Origin of the sequence: Thermodesulfovibrio yellowstonii DSM 11347, assembly GCF_000020985.1 — a bacterium.
GTDB lineage: Bacteria > Nitrospirota > Thermodesulfovibrionia > Thermodesulfovibrionales > Thermodesulfovibrionaceae > Thermodesulfovibrio > Thermodesulfovibrio yellowstonii.
Genome location: NC_011296.1, coordinates 604884 through 623356, shown reverse-complemented (window position 1 = coordinate 623356; position 18473 = coordinate 604884). Strand labels below are relative to the sequence as shown.

The 18473-nt window shown below is 34.0% G+C and carries 16 protein-coding genes; 10 read left to right on the top strand and 6 right to left on the bottom strand.

The genetic code is table 11. The features are described 5' to 3' along the window. Nucleotides 1–202 precede the first annotated feature (202 nt). The 4 genes from rho to argS are packed head-to-tail and all read left to right on the top strand — an operon-like array spanning nucleotide 203 to nucleotide 7365. A complete protein-coding gene (gene rho, locus THEYE_RS03135; RefSeq protein WP_028842629.1) occupies nucleotides 203–1453 on the top strand; it encodes a transcription termination factor Rho in 1251 nt (416 codons plus the stop codon). Next, nucleotides 1450–1848: a PaaI family thioesterase gene (locus THEYE_RS03130; protein WP_012546098.1), complete on the top strand. Its 399-nt coding sequence runs from the start codon at nucleotides 1450–1452 to the stop codon at nucleotides 1846–1848. Before rho ends, THEYE_RS03130 begins: the two co-directional genes overlap by 4 nt. Continuing rightward, complete coding sequence (purL, locus tag THEYE_RS03125) at nucleotides 1845–5756, top strand: phosphoribosylformylglycinamidine synthase (RefSeq protein WP_012544968.1); 3912 nt, start codon at nucleotides 1845–1847, stop codon at nucleotides 5754–5756. Before THEYE_RS03130 ends, purL begins: the two co-directional genes overlap by 4 nt. Then, the gene (argS, locus tag THEYE_RS03120; RefSeq protein ID WP_012546374.1) at nucleotides 5749–7365 is read left to right on the top strand and encodes an arginine--tRNA ligase; all 1617 of its coding nucleotides are present in this window, start codon (nucleotides 5749–5751) and stop codon (nucleotides 7363–7365) included. Before purL ends, argS begins: the two co-directional genes overlap by 8 nt. Nucleotide 7366: 1 nt before the next feature. On the opposite strand, the gene folP is transcribed toward argS, so the two are convergent. Together folP and ftsH are read right to left on the bottom strand one after the other, a co-directional pair. After that, complete coding sequence (folP, locus tag THEYE_RS03115; protein ID WP_012545277.1) at nucleotides 7367–8203, bottom strand: dihydropteroate synthase; 837 nt, start codon at nucleotides 8201–8203, stop codon at nucleotides 7367–7369. Next, the gene (ftsH, locus tag THEYE_RS03110; protein ID WP_012545429.1) at nucleotides 8200–10011 is read right to left on the bottom strand and encodes an ATP-dependent zinc metalloprotease FtsH; all 1812 of its coding nucleotides are present in this window, start codon (nucleotides 10009–10011) and stop codon (nucleotides 8200–8202) included. The genes folP and ftsH overlap by 4 nt, the downstream gene beginning before the upstream one ends. 79 nt (nucleotides 10012–10090) lie before the next feature. Between ftsH and THEYE_RS03105 the strand changes: the two genes are divergently transcribed. From THEYE_RS03105 to THEYE_RS03085, 5 genes are read left to right on the top strand one after another with little or no spacing between them, the layout of a single operon-like run. Then, a complete protein-coding gene (locus tag THEYE_RS03105) occupies nucleotides 10091–10627 on the top strand; it encodes a flavin reductase family protein (protein WP_012546732.1) in 537 nt (178 codons plus the stop codon). 50 nt (nucleotides 10628–10677) lie between these two features. Next, nucleotides 10678–11889 (top strand): chorismate synthase, encoded by a 1212-nt coding sequence (gene aroC / locus THEYE_RS03100; protein WP_012545839.1) that lies wholly within the window; start codon nucleotides 10678–10680, stop codon nucleotides 11887–11889. Between the two features lie 6 nt (nucleotides 11890–11895). Continuing rightward, a complete protein-coding gene (locus tag THEYE_RS03095) occupies nucleotides 11896–13806 on the top strand; it encodes a lytic transglycosylase domain-containing protein (protein WP_012546396.1) in 1911 nt (636 codons plus the stop codon). Then, nucleotides 13803–14009, top strand: coding sequence for a cell division protein ZapB (gene zapB, locus THEYE_RS03090; RefSeq protein ID WP_012545009.1), 207 nt, complete (start codon nucleotides 13803–13805; stop codon nucleotides 14007–14009). Before THEYE_RS03095 ends, zapB begins: the two co-directional genes overlap by 4 nt. Beyond that, nucleotides 14002–14277 (top strand): cell division protein ZapA, encoded by a 276-nt coding sequence (locus THEYE_RS03085; protein WP_012546407.1) that lies wholly within the window; start codon nucleotides 14002–14004, stop codon nucleotides 14275–14277. The genes zapB and THEYE_RS03085 overlap by 8 nt, the downstream gene beginning before the upstream one ends. Here THEYE_RS03085 and THEYE_RS03080 read toward each other — a convergent pair. From THEYE_RS03080 to aspS, 4 genes are read right to left on the bottom strand one after another with little or no spacing between them, the layout of a single operon-like run. Beyond that, nucleotides 14274–15203: a GGDEF domain-containing protein gene (locus THEYE_RS03080; RefSeq protein ID WP_012545261.1), complete on the bottom strand. Its 930-nt coding sequence runs from the start codon at nucleotides 15201–15203 to the stop codon at nucleotides 14274–14276. The two genes, THEYE_RS03085 and THEYE_RS03080, sit on opposite strands and share 4 nt — an antisense overlap. Beyond that, nucleotides 15196–16032 (bottom strand): HDOD domain-containing protein, encoded by an 837-nt coding sequence (locus tag THEYE_RS03075; RefSeq protein ID WP_012545798.1) that lies wholly within the window; start codon nucleotides 16030–16032, stop codon nucleotides 15196–15198. Before THEYE_RS03075 ends, THEYE_RS03080 begins: the two co-directional genes overlap by 8 nt. Further along, complete coding sequence (locus tag THEYE_RS03070) at nucleotides 16029–16319, bottom strand: hypothetical protein (protein ID WP_012546626.1); 291 nt, start codon at nucleotides 16317–16319, stop codon at nucleotides 16029–16031. The genes THEYE_RS03075 and THEYE_RS03070 overlap by 4 nt, the downstream gene beginning before the upstream one ends. A gap of 13 nt (nucleotides 16320–16332) precedes the next feature. After that, nucleotides 16333–18117 (bottom strand): aspartate--tRNA ligase, encoded by a 1785-nt coding sequence (gene aspS / locus THEYE_RS03065; protein WP_012546812.1) that lies wholly within the window; start codon nucleotides 18115–18117, stop codon nucleotides 16333–16335. Nucleotides 18118–18219: 102 nt separating this feature from the next. Here aspS and THEYE_RS03060 point away from each other — a divergent pair, with 102 nt between their 5' ends. Then, entirely contained in the window at nucleotides 18220–18447 is a 228-nt protein-coding gene (locus tag THEYE_RS03060) for a 4Fe-4S dicluster domain-containing protein (RefSeq protein WP_012545602.1), read from the top strand. Nucleotides 18448–18473: the final 26 nt, after the last annotated feature.

Sequence of the window (18473 nt, the reverse complement as noted above, 5' to 3'; positions counted from 1 at the left end):
TGAACAGTCTTCATAGTTTATTCTTACCATGGATACTATATCCTAACCTGAAAGAGAAAAAGTATTGACAAAATTTATCAGATTTTGTAAGCTTAATTTATCATTAAAGTTGCCCTCCTGAAGGGTTAAACAATTTTAAAAAGTGAAAAAAATCCTTAAAAATCCATAATGAGGTAATATAATGGAAAACAATACCATTCCAATTTCTATTTCTGAATTAAAACAGAAAAAAATTCCAGAGCTTATGGATATGGCAAATTCTCTGAACATTGAGAATGCCACTTCCATGAAAAAACAGGATTTAATTTTTGCAATACTTCAAAGCCAGATTGAAAAAATTGGAACTGTTTACGGTGCAGGTGTACTTGAAATTCTTCCAGAAGGATTCGGTTTTCTGAGAAGTCCTGATTACAGTTATCTACCAAGCCCTGATGACATTTATGTTTCGCCTTCCCAGATAAGAAAATTCGGTTTGAGGACAGGAGACCTTATCACAGGACAGATTAGACCTCCAAAAGAAAATGAAAGATATTTTGCACTTCTTAAAGTAGAATCAATTAATGGAAAGCCTGTTGAAGAGAGTATTATTAGACCTCTTTTTGACAATTTAACTCCTTATTATCCTACTGAAAAAATTAATCTTGAGTATAATCCAGCAGATTACTCAACAAGAGTGATGGATTTACTCACTCCTGTTGGAAAGGGACAAAGAGGTTTAATTGTGGCTGCTCCAAGAACAGGAAAAACCATGCTTCTTCAGTCAATTGCAAAAGCTATAAAAAAGAATCATTCTGAAATATACCTTATAGTTCTGCTTATTGATGAAAGACCTGAAGAAGTTACTGACTGGCGCAGACAGGTTACAGGAGCTGAAATTATAAGTTCTACCTTTGATGAGCCCGCTCAGAGACACTGCCAGGTTTCAGAAATGGTCATTGAAAGAGCGAAAAGACTTGTGGAAGAGGGAGAAGATGTTGTAATATTACTTGACAGTTTAACAAGACTTGCAAGGGCATACAATGCTATTACTCCAGCTTCAGGAAAGGTTCTTTCTGGTGGACTTGAAGCAACAGCTTTGCAGAAACCTAAAAGATTTTTTGGTACAGCAAGAAATATAGAAGAAGGCGGCTCTCTTACAATAATTGCAACAGCTCTTGTAGAAACAGGAAGCAGAATGGATGATGTTATTTTTGAAGAGTTTAAAGGAACTGGTAACATGGAAGTTCATCTGGATAGAAAACTTGCAGACAAAAGAATATTTCCAAGTATTGATATTGGTGCTTCTGGCACAAGAAAAGAAGAACTCCTTGTTGCTCCTGATGTTTTAAACAAAGTCTGGATTTTAAGAAAAGTTCTGAGTACACTCAGTCCAATTGAGGCAATGGAATTTTTATTGAGTAAACTTAAAGGAACAAAATCCAATAAAGAGTTTCTTGAGATGATGAATAAATGATGAAAACTGAAGATTATTGTTTTGTCTGTGGAAAACAAAATCCTGTTGGACTAAAAGTAAAATTTAATCACGGAGAAGGTAAATCCTTTGCAGAATTAATTCTTACGAAAGAATATCAAGGCTGGAGTGGAATAATTCATGGTGGAATTATTGCCTCGCTTCTTGATGAAGCCTGTGTTTATGCAGGAAATTCACTTGGATATCATACTGTTACAGCAGAGCTAAAAATAAGATTTAAAAATCCTGTAGCGCCTCAGGAAAAAATAGTGGTAGAGGCTCATGCAGAGCATATAAAATCAAAACTAATTGAAGCAAAAGCCTGGATAAAAAATTTAAATGGAACATTAATAGCAGAAGCTGAAAGTAAATTAATTATAAAGGAAAAAACTGAATGATTCTGAAATTTTATAGAAAAGGTGCTCTTTCAGAATATAAAACACAACAACTGCTCAAACGTATAAATTCTGAAATTTCAGATGAAATTAAACAAGTTGAAACAGAATTTTGCTACTACATCCTGACAGATAAAAAACTATCAGAGTATGAATTAACTATTTTAAAATGGCTTTTAGCTGAAACCTTTGAACCAGAAAACTTTTCAGATAAAAGCTTTCTATCTTCAGATAATGGAATGATATTTGAAGTAGGACCTCGTCTTAATTTTTCTACTGCCTGGTCTACCTGTGCTGTATCTGTATGCCATAGCATCGGAATCAATAAAATTCAAAGAATAGAACGCTCAAGAAGATATAAATTGATACCTGTAATTAAAAATTTCCCTATGAAACTTTTTCTTGACATGATTCATGACAGAATGGTTGAGTGTCCGTATCCAGAGCCCCTTAATGACTTTTCTCATGGCATATCTCCAAAACCTTTAAGAATTGTGCCTGTTTTGGAAGAAGGGAAAAAAGCACTTGAAAAAATAAATCATGAACTTGGTCTTGGATGGGATGAGTGGGATATTGAGTTTTATCTAAAGCTTTTCAAGGACAGATTAAAGAGAAATCCAACAGATGTTGAATGTTTTGATCTTGCTCAATCAAACAGTGAACATTCAAGACACTGGTTTTTCAGAGGAACTCTTTTTATTGATGGGAAACCGGCAGAAAAAACGCTCTTTGATATAGTAAAAGAACCTTTGAAAAGAAATCCGAAAAATTCTGTTATAGCCTTTAAAGATAATTCAAGCGCTATATATGGAGCAAAAATAGGATATTTAAAACCTGAAATACCTGGAAAGTCTTGTAGATTCGCAATAAAAAGGGAACTACATCATCTTATTTTCACAGCTGAAACTCATAATTTTCCAACAGGTGTAGCTCCTTTCCCTGGAGCTGAGACAGGGACAGGAGGAAGAATCCGTGATGTTCATGCAACTGGTAAAGGTGCTATCCCAATTGCAGGAACAGCAGCTTATTGTGTTGGAAATCTTTATATCCCAAACTATGAGCTTTCATGGGAAGATAAGTCCTTTAAATATCCTTCTAATCTTGCAACACCTCTACAGATTGAGATTGAAGCCAGCAATGGTGCTTCTGATTATGGAAATAAATTTGGTGAACCTGTAATAGCAGGATTTACCCGTTCATTTGGTATGAGGCTTCCTGACGGAGAAAGAGTTGAGTGGATAAAACCCATAATGTTTACTGGTGGCATAGGTCAGATAAATGCAATTCATACTGAGAAAGATTCACCTAAAAAGGGAATGTATGTTGTAAAAATTGGCGGTCCTGCTTACAGAATAGGGATGGGAGGCGGAGCTGCATCTTCTGTGGTTTCAGGAGAACTTAGTGAAGAGCTTGATTTTAATGCTGTGCAGCGCGGAGACGCTGAGATGGAAAATAAACTTAACAGAGTTGTTAGAGCCTGTGTTGAACTTGGCAAAAAAAATCCTATAGTAAGCATTCATGACCAGGGCGCTGGTGGAAACTGTAATGTAGTTAAAGAGCTTGTCTATCCAGAAGGAGCAAAAATTGATATAAGAAAAGTAATACTTGGAGACGAAACTCTTTCTGTTCTTGAAATATGGGGAGCAGAATATCAGGAAAATGATGCTATTTTAATAGAAAAAGAAAATGTAAAACTTTTTGGTATTCTATGTAAAAGGGAAAGGCTTCCATGGTCAATTATTGGAGAAGTAACAGGAGATGGGAAACTTATTGTTTATGACAGTAAAAATAATCAAATAGCTGTCAATTTTGATCTTAAGGATGTTTTAGGAGAAATTCCAAAAAAAGAATTCAAACTTCAAACAATTGAAAAAAAACTTAAACCGTTAAAAATTCCTGAAACTTTAACACTGAAAGATGCATTAAATAGGGTTTTGAGGCTTCTTTCTGTAGGTTCAAAAAGATTTCTAACAAATAAAGTAGACCGTTCAGTTACAGGACTTATTGTTAGACAGCAGTGTGCCGGACCTGTGCAACTTACAGTTTCAGACGTGTGCGTTGTTGCTCAGAGCTATTTTAATAAAACAGGAATTGCCCATGCCATAGGAGAACAACCAATAAAAGGACTTATAAATCCTGAGGCTATGGCAAGGCTTTCTGTCACAGAAGCTTTAACAAACATAGTATGGGCAAAGATTACAGATATTCAAGATATTAAATGCTCTGCTAACTGGATGTGGGCTGCAAAACTTCCAGGAGAAGGCGTTAGACTCTATAAAGCTGCACAGGCTATGGCAGAGTTTATGATAAAGCTGGGTATAGCAATTGATGGAGGTAAAGATTCTCTCTCAATGGCTGCAAAAGTTAAAACACCAGATGGAGTTGAAGTTGTAAAATCTCCAGGAAGTCTTGTAATTTCTGCTTATGCGCCATGTCCTGATATACAGAAGATTATTACACCTGATATAAAATCTCCAGATAAAAGTGTGATTCTTTTCATTGACCTTTCTAATGGAAAGAAAAGACTTGGTGGCACAGCATTGGCTCAATGTATGGGACAGCTTGGTGATGAAACGCCTGATATGGAAAATCCTGAACTTCTAAAGAGAAGTTTCAGAGCAATCCAAACATTAATTGATAAAAAATTAATACTCTCAGGGCATGACCGTTCAGATGGAGGATTGATTACAACTCTTCTTGAAATGGCTTTCTCAGGTTCTTGCGGACTTCATATAAAAATAAAAGAGCCTAAATTATCTAATATTATGGCAGAACTATTTAATGAAGAACCAGGGCTTGCAATTGAAGTAGATATTAAAAAGCTTGATAAAGTAGAGAAGTTTCTTATACAAAATGAGATATCTTTTTACAGAATTGCCGATACTTTAAAAGAAAATAAAATTATTATTGAACATTCTAATAAAATCATTTTTGATGAACCCATGACATCCCTTAGAGACATCTGGGAAGAAACCAGTTATCGTCTTGATATGCTTCAGGCAAATCCTGAGTGCGTGGAGGAAGAAAAAAAATCAATATATGGAAGAATTGCTCCTCATTACAAACTTAGCTTTACCCCTGAACGTACTCCTGAAATAATTCTTAAAAAGAAAACAAAACCGCTCATTGCAATCATTCGTGAGGAAGGAAGCAATGGTGATAGAGAAATGGCAGCTGCCTTTTACATGGCTGGATTTGAACCATGGGATGTATGTATGCAGGATTTGATAGATAAAAAAATTTCTCTCAAGAAATTTAAGGGAATCGCATTTGTTGGTGGCTTTAGTTTCGCAGATGTTCTTGACTCTGCAAAGGGATGGGCTGGCTGTATAAAGTTTTCTCATCTAAAAAAGGAATTTGAAAATTTTTATATGCGTAATGATACTTTCAGTCTCGGTGTCTGTAACGGATGCCAGCTTATGGCACTTCTTGGATGGGTTCCGTGGTATGGGATTGAAGAACTAAAACAGCCCAGATTTATATGGAATAAATCTGGAAGATTTGAATCCAGATGGGTAACTGTAAAGATTTTACCTTCTCCATCAATTATGCTTAAAGAGATGGAAGACTCTCAAATTGGAGTATGGATAGCTCATGGAGAAGGAAGAGCATATTTCCCTGATAAAAATATTCTCAGTAAAGTTCTTGAGAAAAATCTTGCACCTGTGCGTTATGTTGACGATAGTGGAAATATTACAGAAACCTACCCATTTAATCCAAATAACTCACCTTATGGTATAACTGCTTTATGCAGTGAAGATGGCAGACATCTTGCTATGATGCCTCATCCAGAAAGAACATTTTTACTGTGGCAATTGCCATGGCTACCTCAAGACTGGAAAAAACTGAAAGCATCTCCATGGCTTAAACTTTTTCAGAATGCAAGATTGTGGTGTGATAGCCATGCATAAATTTTTGAAAAATAGAATCATTGAAACAATTAAAATACTTGGCTTACCAGAAGTTGAGCCTGAAATAGAAATTCCTAAAAATGAAGCCTTTGGTGACCTAAGCACACCAATAGCAATGGAAATTGCAAAAAAATTAAAAAAACCCCCAAGAACGATTGCTCAGGATATAATTCAATCAATAAATAAAAGCTCATTTGAAAGTGTGGAATTAGCAGGACCTGGATTTATAAATTTTAAGTTCAAAAATGATTTTGTTTTTTCTGAGCTTGAAAATCTTCTTAAACTGGGAGAGTTGTTTTTTACCCAGAATATAGGGAATGGTAAAAAAATTCAGATTGAGTTTGTCAGTGCAAATCCTACAGGTCCACTTCATCTTGGGCATGGTAGAGGAGCTGCATTGGGAGCAGCATTAGCAAACATTTTAAAGGAAGCTGGATATAATGTTTTCACTGAGTATTACATAAATGATGCTGGTAAACAGGTTGAGATTCTTGGATTGAGTGTCTATATTGCTCTTCAAAATCTTTTTGGGAAAAACCTTGAAATGCCAGAGGAATGTTATAAAGGAGAGTATATAAATGAAATTGCAAAGGAACTATATGATTTGTATGGCAATAGTTTACAAAATAAGGAATTTGATGAAATCGCTGATTTTTTAATTGATTTTTCTTATAAAAAAATGCTCAATGAAATAAAGAAAGACCTTGATGATTTCGGAGTAAATTTTGATAACTGGATAAGTGAAAGAAAACTTTATCATACAGGTGAGGTTCAGAGAGCGATTCTTAAGCTTAAAGAACTTGGATTTATTTATGAAAAAGATGGAGCATTGTGGTTTCATTCAACAGCTTTTGGAGATGACAAAGACAGAGTTATTGTAAAAAGTGATGGAACATATACATATTTTGCCTCTGATATTGCCTATCATAAAAACAAAATTGAAAGAGGATTTGATGAACTTATAAACATCTGGGGAGCTGACCATCACGGGTATATTCAGAGAGTAAAGGCTGCTGTACAGGCATTGGGCATGTCTGATTCTCAAATTAAAATACTTCTTGTGCAGATGGTAAATCTACTCAGAGAAGGAAAGCCTGTTCAAATGTCAAAAAGAGCAGGAACATTTGTTACTCTAAGAGAGCTTATTGATGAAATAGGTGCTGATACTACAAAATTTATATTTCTAACCCGTAGACATGATAGCCATCTTGAGTTTGATATAGAGATTGCAAAAAAACAGTCTCATGAAAATCCTGTTTATTATGTTCAGTATGCTCATGCAAGAATTAATAGTATTTTTGTAAAAGCTCAGAGTGAACCAGAAAGATTTTCTGGAGAACTTTTTAACGAAGATGAATTAAGAATTATTAAAAAGGCGCTCATTTATCCAATGATTTTTGAACTGAGCGTTCAAATGAGAGAACCACATAGAATAACATTTTATTTACAGGAACTTGCGGCATTGTTTCACAGTTATTACCACAAATACAGAGTTATCTCTGAAAATGATGAATTAACAGAAACAAGACTCAGTCTGTGCAAGGCTATAATGTTTGTTTTAAAACATGGACTCAGAATGCTTGGAGTTAAAGCTCCTGAAAAGATGTAATTTAGCTGAATTTAATAGCATCAGCCATTTTTACAACTTTAGCCATAAATCCCACATCATGGACTCTTACAATATTTGCTCCATTAATAACTGATATAGCAACAGCTGAAGCAGTACCTTCAAGTCTTTTCTCAGGTAAACTTTCATTTAAAACTTTACCAATAAAACTCTTTCTTGAGACTCCAATAAGTAATGGCTTCCCCAGATTAGAAAATTCTCTGAGATTTTTTATTATTGTAAGATTGTGTTCAGGTAACTTACCAAATCCAATACCTGGGTCAATAATTATCATATTCTCATCAACTCCTGCCTGTTTGGCAATAACCACAGAGTCCCTCAAATATTCAATAATTTCAGGGATAAGAGCCTCATAGTAAGGATTTTTCTGCATATCTTTGGGTGTTCCTTTTATATGCATGACAATAACAGGAACTTTGTATTTACTTGCTATTGTTGACATCTGAGGGTCAAATCTCAATCCACTTATATCATTTATAATAGTTGCACCTGCCTTAATTGCTTCTTCTGCAACACGAGCTTTGTATGTATCAATGGAAATAGGAATGGAAATTCTCTTTGAAATTGCTTCAATCACCGGTATAACTCTTCTAAGTTCTTCATCAATACTTACTGGTTCTGCTCCAGGACGTGTTGATTCTCCACCAATATCAAGTATATCAGCACCTTCATCAATTAAACGAAATGCGTGATCAACTGCTTTCTGAAAATTGAAATATTTTCCACCATCAAAAAAAGAATCAGGGGTTACATTGATAATTCCCATTATGTAGGTTTTTTTGAGAAAATTGAACTCAAAATTATGAAACTTGAGCTTCATGCAGCCTTTTTGCTCTCTGAAATGAGCTCCTCTATTTCAGGACCTTCAAGAGTTTCTCTTTCAAGTAAAGCTCTGGCGATTGCATCAAGAATTGTTCTATTCTGTTCAAGTAATTCTCTGGTCTGACTATAAGCCTCAGTTACAATTCTCTTTGTTTCCTCATCTATCTCTTCAGCGGTTTTATCAGAATAGTCTCTGTGTTTTGCAATTTCTCTTCCAAGAAATACATGCTCTTCTCTTTTACCAAATGTCAGCGGTCCCATCCTTTCGCTCATTCCCCACTCAGTAACCATCTTGCGAGCAAGTTCTGTAGCTCTTTCAAGATCATTTCCAGCACCTGTTGTCATCGTTCCAAGTGCTATTTCTTCTGCAACTCTTCCTCCAAGAAGAACTTTGAGTGTACCATAGAGATATTCTCTTGAGTAAGTGTAGCGATCATCAAGTGGAAGCTGCTGGGTTACTCCGAGAGCCCTTCCTCTTGGAATTATGCTAACTTTATGAATTGGGTCAGTTGCGGGTGTAAGTTTTGCAACAAGAGCATGTCCTGCCTCATGATATGCTGTAATTCTCCTTTCTTCTTCGCTCAAAACCATACTTTTTCTTTCAACGCCCATCAAAACCTTATCCTTTGCAGCTTCAAAATCATTCATATGCACAGTATCGCTATTTCTTCTGGCAGCGATTAGCGCAGCTTCATTTACTAAATTTGCAAGGTCTGCTCCTGAAAATCCCGGAGTTCCTCTTGCAATCTTTTCAAGATCAACATCACTGTTAAGAAGAATCTTCTTTGTATGAACTTTGAGTATTTCAAGTCTTCCTTTTACATCAGGAAGAGGAACAACAATCTGACGATCAAACCTTCCAGGTCTTAAAAGTGCAGGGTCTAAGACATCAGGTCTATTTGTAGCTGCAAGTACAATTATTCCTTCATTACTTTCAAATCCATCCATCTCAACAAGAAGCTGATTGAGAGTCTGCTCTCTTTCATCATGTCCTCCACCAAGACCTGCTCCACGTTGTCTCCCAACTGCATCTATCTCATCAATGAAAACAATGCATGGTGAGTTTTTCTTTGCCTGATCAAAAAGGTCTCTGACTCTGCTTGCACCAACTCCAACAAACATCTCAACAAAATCTGACCCAGATATGGAAAAGAAAGGAACACCTGCCTCACCGGCAATTGCTTTTGCAAGAAGAGTCTTACCTGTACCAGGCGAACCAACAAGTAAAATGCCCTTAGGAATTTTTGCTCCGAGCTTTATATATTTTTGAGGATTCGTAAGAAAATCAACAATTTCTTTTACTTCTTCTTTTACTTCTTCAATACCTGCAACATCTGAAAAAGTTACTTTAACTGATTTATTTGAAATCATTTTTGCTCTTGCTTTACCAAATGACATTGCACGGCTACTTCCTGCTTGCATCTGCTTCATAAATAAAATCCATAAGAATACAAGAAAAATCACAGGTCCCCATGATATGAGAAAATTAATATACCATGGTGTCTGATCAGGAGGTTTAACTGAAATTTTTACACCATGAGAAGAAAGCTCCTTTATAAGCTCTGGATAATTTATATAGTAAGTTTTAAATTGCGAGCCGTCTTTCAATTTGCCTGTTATTGTATTGTCCTTGATTAAAACTTCATCTACTTCAGAATTCTGCACCTTAAGAAGAAATTCTGAAAATATTATTTCTTTTTCTGTTTTCTGAGGAACATTTATAATGTTAAAAAGCGCAATTATTGAAATACCTATAATTAACCAGATTAGAAATGTTTTTAATGAACCTTTTGCCTGTCCGTTCATAAATTAATTTTAACTTAAAATAAGTATAAAAGTAAAAAATTGCAGTAAAATATAAATAAAATCCAATAAGGAGGTTAAAATGATAACCTTAAAAGAAAACTTTTATCGGCTTTTGCATCCAAAGATTGTTTTTTTACTTACATCTGCAGGTAAAGACGGAAAACACAATGTTATGTCTTGTGCATGGGCAACTCCAGCATCTGAAGAACCACCAAAGGTTATTGTATGTGTTTCAAAAGAACATTATACTACAGAGTTAATCCTTCAGACAGAAGAGTTCGCAATCAATATTCCTACTAAGGATATGGTTAAAGCTATATGGATATGTGGAAGTAAATCTGGTAGAAGTGTTGATAAATTTAAAGAAGCAAAGCTAAAAACGTTTAAAGCATCTAAGGTCTCCGCACCTCTCATAGAAGGATGTGCTGGTTTTATTGAATGTAAAGTTACCAAAACAATTGATGCTGGTGAATGTTATGCTTTTCTATCTGATGTTGTTGAATCAAAGGCTGATGAAAGATATTTTAAGAAAGGCATCTGGATTGCTGATAACATTCCTATGCATCTTGGTGGTAGAAAAATTGTTTATTTTAGTTCCTCGTCTTCGCATGAATAAAATGCAAAGCATTTTTAAAGATGAAAAAATAAGCTAAGATTTTTTAAAATATGCCTATGCTCAGATTTCTTACAGCTGGAGAATCGCATGGTAAAGGACTTACTGGTATAATTGAAGGAATACCTGCTGGTATACCAATTTCAAAAGAAGAAATTAATAAGGAACTCAAGCGAAGACAACAGGGTTATGGCAGAGGCGGAAGAATGAAAATAGAGTCTGATGAAGTTGAAATAGTTTCAGGTATAAGATGGGGTAAAACTCTTGGTTCACCAATTACGCTCTTTATTAAAAATCGTGATTGGGAAAACTGGGAAAAAGCAATGAACTCTGATAAAATCTTTGAAGGTACACATCCTCCTGTAACAAGACCAAGACCAGGACATGCTGATTTAGCAGGCTTACTTAAATATCAACACTCTGATATCCGAAATGTTCTTGAACGTTCCTCTGCTCGTGAGACTGCAATGAGAGTTGCAATTGGAGCAGTGGCAAAACAGTTTTTAACAAATTTTGATATAAAAATAGGAAGTTTTGTAACAAGAATTGGTTCTGGTGAAAAAGAGATTGAAACAGCATATTTAAGTGAAAAGGAGCTTTTAGAACTTTCAGTTTTAGCAGAAACTTCTTCTGTGAGATGTCCATGGAAAGATGCAGAAGCTGAGTTTATAAAAGTCATTGAACAGGCAATAAAAAATGGAGATACAGTTGGTGGTTGTTTCACTGTTTTTGCTATAGGTGTTCCTGTAGGGCTTGGAAGCCATGTTCACTGGGATAGAAAACTTGATTCAAAAATAGCTATGGGAATGATGAGCATTCAAGCAATAAAAGCAGTTGAAATTGGTGATGGAGTTTTGCTTGGTAAAAAGTATGGTTCAGAGGTTATGGATGAGATTTTTTATAATAAAAACAAACAATTTTACAGAAAAACCAATCATATGGGTGGAATTGAAGGAGGAATATCAAATGGAATGCCTGTGATTGTAAAAGCTACTATGAAACCTATCCCAACACTGCGAAAACCTCTTAATTCTGTTGATATCTTTACAAAGGAAAGCTCCTTAGCCTCCTATGAACGAAGTGACGTATGTGCTGTACCCGCTGCCAGTATTATAGGAGAAGCTGTTTTAGCATGGCATATTGCAGAGGCATTTATAGAAAAATTTGGAGGTGACAGTCTGGAAGAAATCAGAGCAAATTTTTCTTCCTACTATAAACAGATAATGAAAAACAAATGGCTCAAACACCCAACTATTAAGGATTAAAGGGAGATGAAACTATTAGGTTTATTAACTGTTTTTTTAATATTCATTTTTCTTCCTTCTGATAGTTTATCTCAACTTTCCTCCTTAGACTCTCTCATTAAAGGAAAAAATTCTTTAAATTCAGGTAATTTTCAAAAAGCAGAAGAATACCTTACAAAATCTTTACAGGAATTCAAAGAAATTGGTGATTATATTTTATTGTGGAGAGCAAATGCCTATAAAAAGATGAATAGATATGAAGAAGCTTTAAAAGATATAAATGAATTAAAGAGAAACTATCCAAAATCACCTCTTATTAAGGATGCAAGAAAGGAAGAAATTGAACTGGCAAAACTCCTTGATTTACCAGAACTTGAACAGCTTTATCAATCTTTTGTCAAGGAATATCCTGAAGAAATAAAAATAAAATTTGATTATGGAGTTTATCTTAAAGAACACGAAAAGTTTACCGAAGCAAAAAAAATATTTAAAGATATTTTCATAACCGCTTCATCCCTTGCAGACCAAGCAGAAAAAGAACTCTCTGAAAAAGATATAACAATAAATGATTTGATAAAAAAGGCTAAAGCTTTAAATAATGCTTATCAATTCAAAAAAGCAGAAAAATACTTGATGGAAGTTCTTTCAAAATCAAATATTTCTCAAAAATTAGATGTTTTTTCATTACTTGGATATTCTCTTTTTATGCAAAAAAGATATTCTGAAGCTGCTGATATTTTCAAAAAGTCTGGTGAATATTACTGGAGAGCAAGAGCTCTTCTAAGAGCAAAAAATTATGAAACTTTTGAAAAAGAACTGCCAAATTATATTAATTTAGGCGATCAGAAAATTTCAGAGATTCTTATAAACTATGCAAACATTAAAAGAAGAAATGGAGAACCTGAGAAAGCTATAAAAATGCTCAAAATGGTTGTTAACAAATACCCATCTGCAAAAGAAGAAGGATTATGGTTTTTAGCATGGAATTACTATCTCAAAGAAGACTATAATGAAGCAGAAAAGATTTTTCAAGAATTATACTCTTCTTTTGGTAAACTTAAATATCTTTACTGGCTTGAAAAGGTTAAAGAATTAAAAGGAGTTATTCCTGTAAAACAATACTCTGTTTCATTTCAACAGGGAGATATTTATTCATATCTACTTTATATAAAAGGAAAAATTTCAAATATTCCTGAATCTATGCCTATCAATTATCAAATAGCAATCCCGAAAAGAGTTGACATACTTATCAAAGCAGGATTTACAGAGGAGGCTATAAGAGAAATAAAAGCCTTATTAAAAGACAATAGAAACATTGAAAACATTCCTTTGCTGAGCAAAATTCTTTATGAAATAGGAGATTATCCTACTTCAGTAAGGCTTATATCAAAAATTCCTGGTAAATTTAACTTTTCTGAACTTCTATATCCGCAGGTATACAAAGACACAGTTTTAAATGCCTCAAAAAAAATCAATATTAATCCTTATCTTATCCTCGCTGTTATGAGAGAAGAGTCAAGATTTGACTTTCTTGCCCGTTCACCTGCTGGAGCATTGGGGTTAATGCAACTGATGCCAGAGACAGCGAAAAAAGAAGGTAAAAAAATAGGTATTACACTTAAAAACGATTCTGAAATATTTGAACCTGAAAAAAACATATTTATCGGCAGTTCTTATTTAAAAAAGCTAATTGAAGAATTTGGCAACACTGTAATGGCTATTGCAGCATATAATGCTGGAGAAAAAGCAGTATCTTCATGGCTTAAAAATAATTCCTATAATGATATTGATGAGTTCTTAGAAGATATTCCCTATGCTGAAACAAAAGGATATGTGCAAAGAGTTCTTACTTCATATTTTGAATATCTTCGCATTAACAAAGCTTTGACACAGGAAACTATTTCAAACATAATAAAAACTAAAGGAGGAAACCCATGATTGAGGAAAAGATTGTATCTGCTGTGGAAAGAATTAAAATTCTGAAACAGGAAAAAGAAGAATTGCAAAAAAAAGTTAACACATTAGAAGAAGTTTTAAAAACAAAAAATCAAGAAATTGAAAACTTATTGATTGAAAGAGAAGCAATTAAAAAACAGATAGAAGAACTTCTTAAAGAGCTTGATTTAGAAGCAAATGTATAAAACTGAAGTTTACATATTGGGTCAAAAATATACAATAAAAGGAGAAAAATCACCAGAGTATATCCAGAGGTTGGCTGCCTATGTTGATGAAAAATTGAGAAAGGTTTATGAACAAAACTCTGCAATGCCTCCTTTAAGGGCAGCCATCCTTGCTTGTTTTTATATAGCTGATGAACTTTATGAAATGAAAAAAGACTGTGAAGATACAAAACATCAGCTTAAAAAACTTGAAGAAAAAACCAATGAATTACTACTACTCCTTGACTAAATAATGTCTCTTCTTCGGTCAATTGCGTATCTTTTATCTTTTTGTTTTTTTGCAACAGATTTCATTACAGAGGCAACTTCAGCCATCTCACTAAAATGATTAAAAATTCTGTGACGATTGGAGGTTATTCCAACAGAAACTGTCATAATCGGATAAAATTGAATTTTGCCTTCTCTATTTATTGATTCTATGTAACCTTTTCTAATGTCTTCTTCATCATAAAAATTCTTAATGAGATTGTCAAATATATTTATTATTTTTTGGGTTGTTTTTTCAATTATTTCAGGAGACATAATGTATACAAAATCATCACCTCCTATATGCCCTACAAAACTTCCTGTTGGCTGTTCATTCCTTACAATATTGAGGATAAGCCTTCCAAGCATCTTTATTACCTCATCACCTCTTGAAAATCCGTATTTGTCATTGAAAGGTTTGAAATTGTCTAAATCCGCATACGCCAAAGCAAAAACATCTCCTCTGCTAAGTCTTCTCTGAATCTCCTTCTGAATAACAAGATTACCAGGAAGCTTTGTCAACGGACTTGTTGCTATTACTCTTTCTACTCTTTCAAAGCATAGATTGATTCTCATGAGCAAATCCTGTGATAAGTTATTAACTCTTATATAATCATCTACAAGAAAATTCTGCCAATCGTCAGTATAAAAATCAGGGGAGACTATTGCGATTACATTCATTGATACAAAAATAGGGTCACTTTTTAGTTCATTTATGATTGAAATTTCAATTTTTGAATTATTTATAGCTTCTACAATTGCCAGGTCAGGAATCTCATCATATATAATCTGAAGAGCGTCTTTAATATCTTCAAAATAATATGTTTCATATGGAGAGGAAAAAAATTTTTTCTTAATAAGTTTCTTTATTTCACAATCTTTTACAATAACAATAGCTTTTTTATTCATCAGAAAGAAATATTTCTCCTGAAGTGGTGATAGGTTCCTCTGCTTCTCTAAATATGTCTAAAATTTCCTCTTCTTTAAGATTTAATATTTCCCAAACAAAAGGATGAACTGAAGGAACAAAAATTTCTCCTGAATACCCTACTCCTCTTGCCATTGCAAGTATATTTGATAAATGAACAATAGCAGTCTCTACTTGAAACTTTTCAGATAGTTTAGGCTTATGATGATACATTATTGGTTCTATCAATTTTAAAGGAAAATGCCATTTTTTTGCTATAATTCCTCCAACTTCTGCATGTGTTAGTCCAAAATATTGTTTTTCAATCTCATATAAAAAATCATCTTTCTCTTGAACAGACTCAATTAGTTTTAAATATTCATCTTTAAAAGACATCATAAGTATAACTTTGCCAATATCGTGCAAAAGTCCTCCTATTGATATTTCCTCTGGAGATTGCAGTTCTTTTCTTATTGCAATAATTCTTGCAAATATGGCTGTAGAAAGAGAATGTTCCCAAAGCCCTATCATGTTTTTTTGCATTATTTCAAAAACTGATACTCCTAAAAGAAGTCCTTTTACAGCATTCAATCCAAGAATTACCATTGCATGACTTACAGAAGATATTCTTCCAGGGAATCCATAAACAGGAGAATTAACCATTTTAAGAATTCTTGCTGTCAAAGTAGGATCAGATGAAACAAACTCTGTTATTTTTTGTAAAGATACTTTAGGGTCTTCTATAACTGATAAAATCTTTCTTAAAATCGGAGGGATTGTAGGAAGAGCTTCTATTTTTTCAATTCTTGCGATTACTTCCTGAGCATTCATTTATAAAGTTCCTCAATATGAGTCTTCAAAGCTTTTTTTATCAAAAGTGTATATGAATCTGTTGCTTTCTTAAATCTTTTCTCAATTTCCTCAAAAACTTCTTCTTTGGGAGGCATCTCTTTTTGTCCTTCCACATACACAAAATCTATATTCATTATTGAAAGTTTTTCTATAAGAGCATCTGTTAATTCTTTACCAGCAGTAATCACCACCATACCTGCTTCATTCACTATATCTCTTGCAATCTTCATACCAGGTTTTGCTTTATCAATTGAAATTTTTATCATAGCTAATTATACCCTAAATATCAAGCTTTATGTGTAACTCTCTTAATTGTTTCAAATTAACCTCTGAAGGTGCTTCACTAAGCGGGCAGAAAGCTTTTTGCGTTTTGGGAAAAGCTATAACATCTCTTAAAGAATTTGCTCCTGTCATAACCATAACAAGCCTGTCAAGACCGAGAGCAATTCCACCATGAGGGGGTGCTCCATATCGTAAAGCTTCCACAAAAAATCCAAACCTTCTCTTAATCTCTTCCTCTGAAATAGCAAGTATTCTGAATATATGCTCCTGAATATCTGCTTTATGAATTCTAATACTTCCACCGCCAAGCTCATAACCATTAAGAACAATATCATAAGCCTTTGCCTTTATATCCTTCACAGAACTTTGCGGGTCATAAAAAGCTTCTTGAGGTATCTTTAAAAGTTTATCAATATCCTCATCCTTAGGAGATGTAAATGGATGATGCATGCTTACAAATCTTTTTTCTTCTTCATCCCATTCAAATAAAGGAAAATCCAGAACCCATGCGAAATAAAATCCTTCTTTTTTAATCTGAGCTCTTTCAGCAATTTCAAGTCTTAGTCTTCCTAAAACTTCATTAGCTAAGGATTTTTTATCAGCAACAAAAAGTATCATATCTCCATCTTCTACACCTACTTTCTCAGCAATTTCCCTTAGAAGACTTTCAGAAAAGAATTTTACAATTGGAGATTCAAAGCCATTTTTAACTTTTATCCATGCAAGTCCCTTAGCACCAAATGATTGGGCTAATGCTGTAAGTTTATCTATCTCACTTCTTGAAAGAGAGGCTAAACCTTTTCCGCAAATTGCTTTCACAACTCCACCTTTTTCTATAGTATCAAGAAAAACCTTAAATTGAGAGTTCTTTACAAGCTCGCTTACATCCTGAATTTCAAGTGCGAATCTTAAGTCAGGTTTATCTGAACCATATTTATTGATAGCCTCTTCATAAGTAAGCCTCTTGAATGGAATTTCAATATCAACTTCCAAAACTTCTTTAAAACATTTAAAAAGCATCTCTTCAACAATCTCAATAATGTCTTCAGGTTTTACAAAAGACATCTCAAAATCAATCTGAGTAAACTCTGGTTGACGGTCTGCCCTTAGATCTTCATCCCTGAAACAACGAACAATCTGAAAGTATCTATCAAATCCTGACATCATAAGAATCTGTTTAAAAAGTTGCGGAGACTGAGGAAGAGCATAAAATGTTCCGGGATTAAGTCTACTCGGCACAAGAAAATCTCTTGCTCCTTCAGGTGTAGATTTTGTAAGCATAGGAGTCTCTACCTCAACAAATCCCTTACTGTCAAGAAAATTCCTTACCGCCATTGTTATGCGATGCCTAAGAAGAAAATTTTTCTGCATCTCTGCCCTGCGAAGGTCAAGGTAACGATATTTTAATCTTAAAAGCTCACTAACCTCAGCCATTTCATCAAGCTGAAAGGGTAAAGGCTTTGAAAAACTCAATATTTCAAGCTCTTTTGCCCATAATTCTACATTGCCTGTAATAAGTTCTGGATTTTCAGTGCCTTCAGGTCTCTTTTTTAAGATACCCTTTACAGCTATGACATATTCACTTCTTAAACCATGAGCTTTTTGATGCATTTCAATTGAAATTTCAGGGCTAAATACAACCTGAATAATTCCGGTTCTATCACGCAAATCAATAAAAATCAATCCTCCGTGATCTCTTCTACGAAAAACCCAGCCGCAAAGACTTATTTCCTTACCGATTTCTTCTTCTTTAACCTCAGCACAATATTTATCGCGAAACATTTTTCCTCCTGCTATAGATTTTCATAAATTTTTATTATAGCAAAACAAAACCAAGTGATAAAAATTTGACTTTAAATTTAAAAAATATTTAAAATTGGATTCATGCAAACAAAGGTAAAAAAAGGCTTAATTGTAATTGATTCGGAAAGATGTAAAGGCTGTAATTACTGTGGTTTGACATGTCCAAAAGGCTGTATTGAAATTTCTTCTGATTTTAATTCTTCAGGATATTTCCCTGCTAAATTTTCTAATCCTGCTAATTGTATAGGATGCGCAATGTGTGCAGTTGTTTGCCCTGAAATAGCTATAGAAGTCTTCGTAGAGGATTAACCGTATTTGTGGTAAAATATCCTTAA

What these genes read in the sequence shown, in the direction of transcription:
- ftsH (WP_012545429.1), bottom strand. Translation starts at nt 10,011, where the DNA reads ATGAACGGACAGGCAAAAGGTTCATTAAAAACATTTCTAATCTGGTTA.
- zapB (WP_012545009.1), top strand. Translation starts at nt 13,803, where the DNA reads ATGATTGAGGAAAAGATTGTATCTGCTGTGGAAAGAATTAAAATTCTG.
- folP (WP_012545277.1), bottom strand. Translation starts at nt 8,203, where the DNA reads ATGAAGCTCAAGTTTCATAATTTTGAGTTCAATTTTCTCAAAAAAACC.
- THEYE_RS03085 (WP_012546407.1), top strand. Translation starts at nt 14,002, where the DNA reads ATGTATAAAACTGAAGTTTACATATTGGGTCAAAAATATACAATAAAA.
- aspS (WP_012546812.1), bottom strand. Translation starts at nt 18,117, where the DNA reads ATGTTTCGCGATAAATATTGTGCTGAGGTTAAAGAAGAAGAAATCGGT.
- THEYE_RS03060 (WP_012545602.1), top strand. Translation starts at nt 18,220, where the DNA reads ATGCAAACAAAGGTAAAAAAAGGCTTAATTGTAATTGATTCGGAAAGA.
- THEYE_RS03075 (WP_012545798.1), bottom strand. Translation starts at nt 16,032, where the DNA reads ATGAATGCTCAGGAAGTAATCGCAAGAATTGAAAAAATAGAAGCTCTT.
- THEYE_RS03095 (WP_012546396.1), top strand. Translation starts at nt 11,896, where the DNA reads ATGAAACTATTAGGTTTATTAACTGTTTTTTTAATATTCATTTTTCTT.
- argS (WP_012546374.1), top strand. Translation starts at nt 5,749, where the DNA reads ATGCATAAATTTTTGAAAAATAGAATCATTGAAACAATTAAAATACTT.
- THEYE_RS03105 (WP_012546732.1), top strand. Translation starts at nt 10,091, where the DNA reads ATGATAACCTTAAAAGAAAACTTTTATCGGCTTTTGCATCCAAAGATT.
- THEYE_RS03070 (WP_012546626.1), bottom strand. Translation starts at nt 16,319, where the DNA reads ATGATAAAAATTTCAATTGATAAAGCAAAACCTGGTATGAAGATTGCA.
- purL (WP_012544968.1), top strand. Translation starts at nt 1,845, where the DNA reads ATGATTCTGAAATTTTATAGAAAAGGTGCTCTTTCAGAATATAAAACA.
- THEYE_RS03130 (WP_012546098.1), top strand. Translation starts at nt 1,450, where the DNA reads ATGATGAAAACTGAAGATTATTGTTTTGTCTGTGGAAAACAAAATCCT.
- THEYE_RS03080 (WP_012545261.1), bottom strand. Translation starts at nt 15,203, where the DNA reads ATGAATAAAAAAGCTATTGTTATTGTAAAAGATTGTGAAATAAAGAAA.
- aroC (WP_012545839.1), top strand. Translation starts at nt 10,678, where the DNA reads ATGCCTATGCTCAGATTTCTTACAGCTGGAGAATCGCATGGTAAAGGA.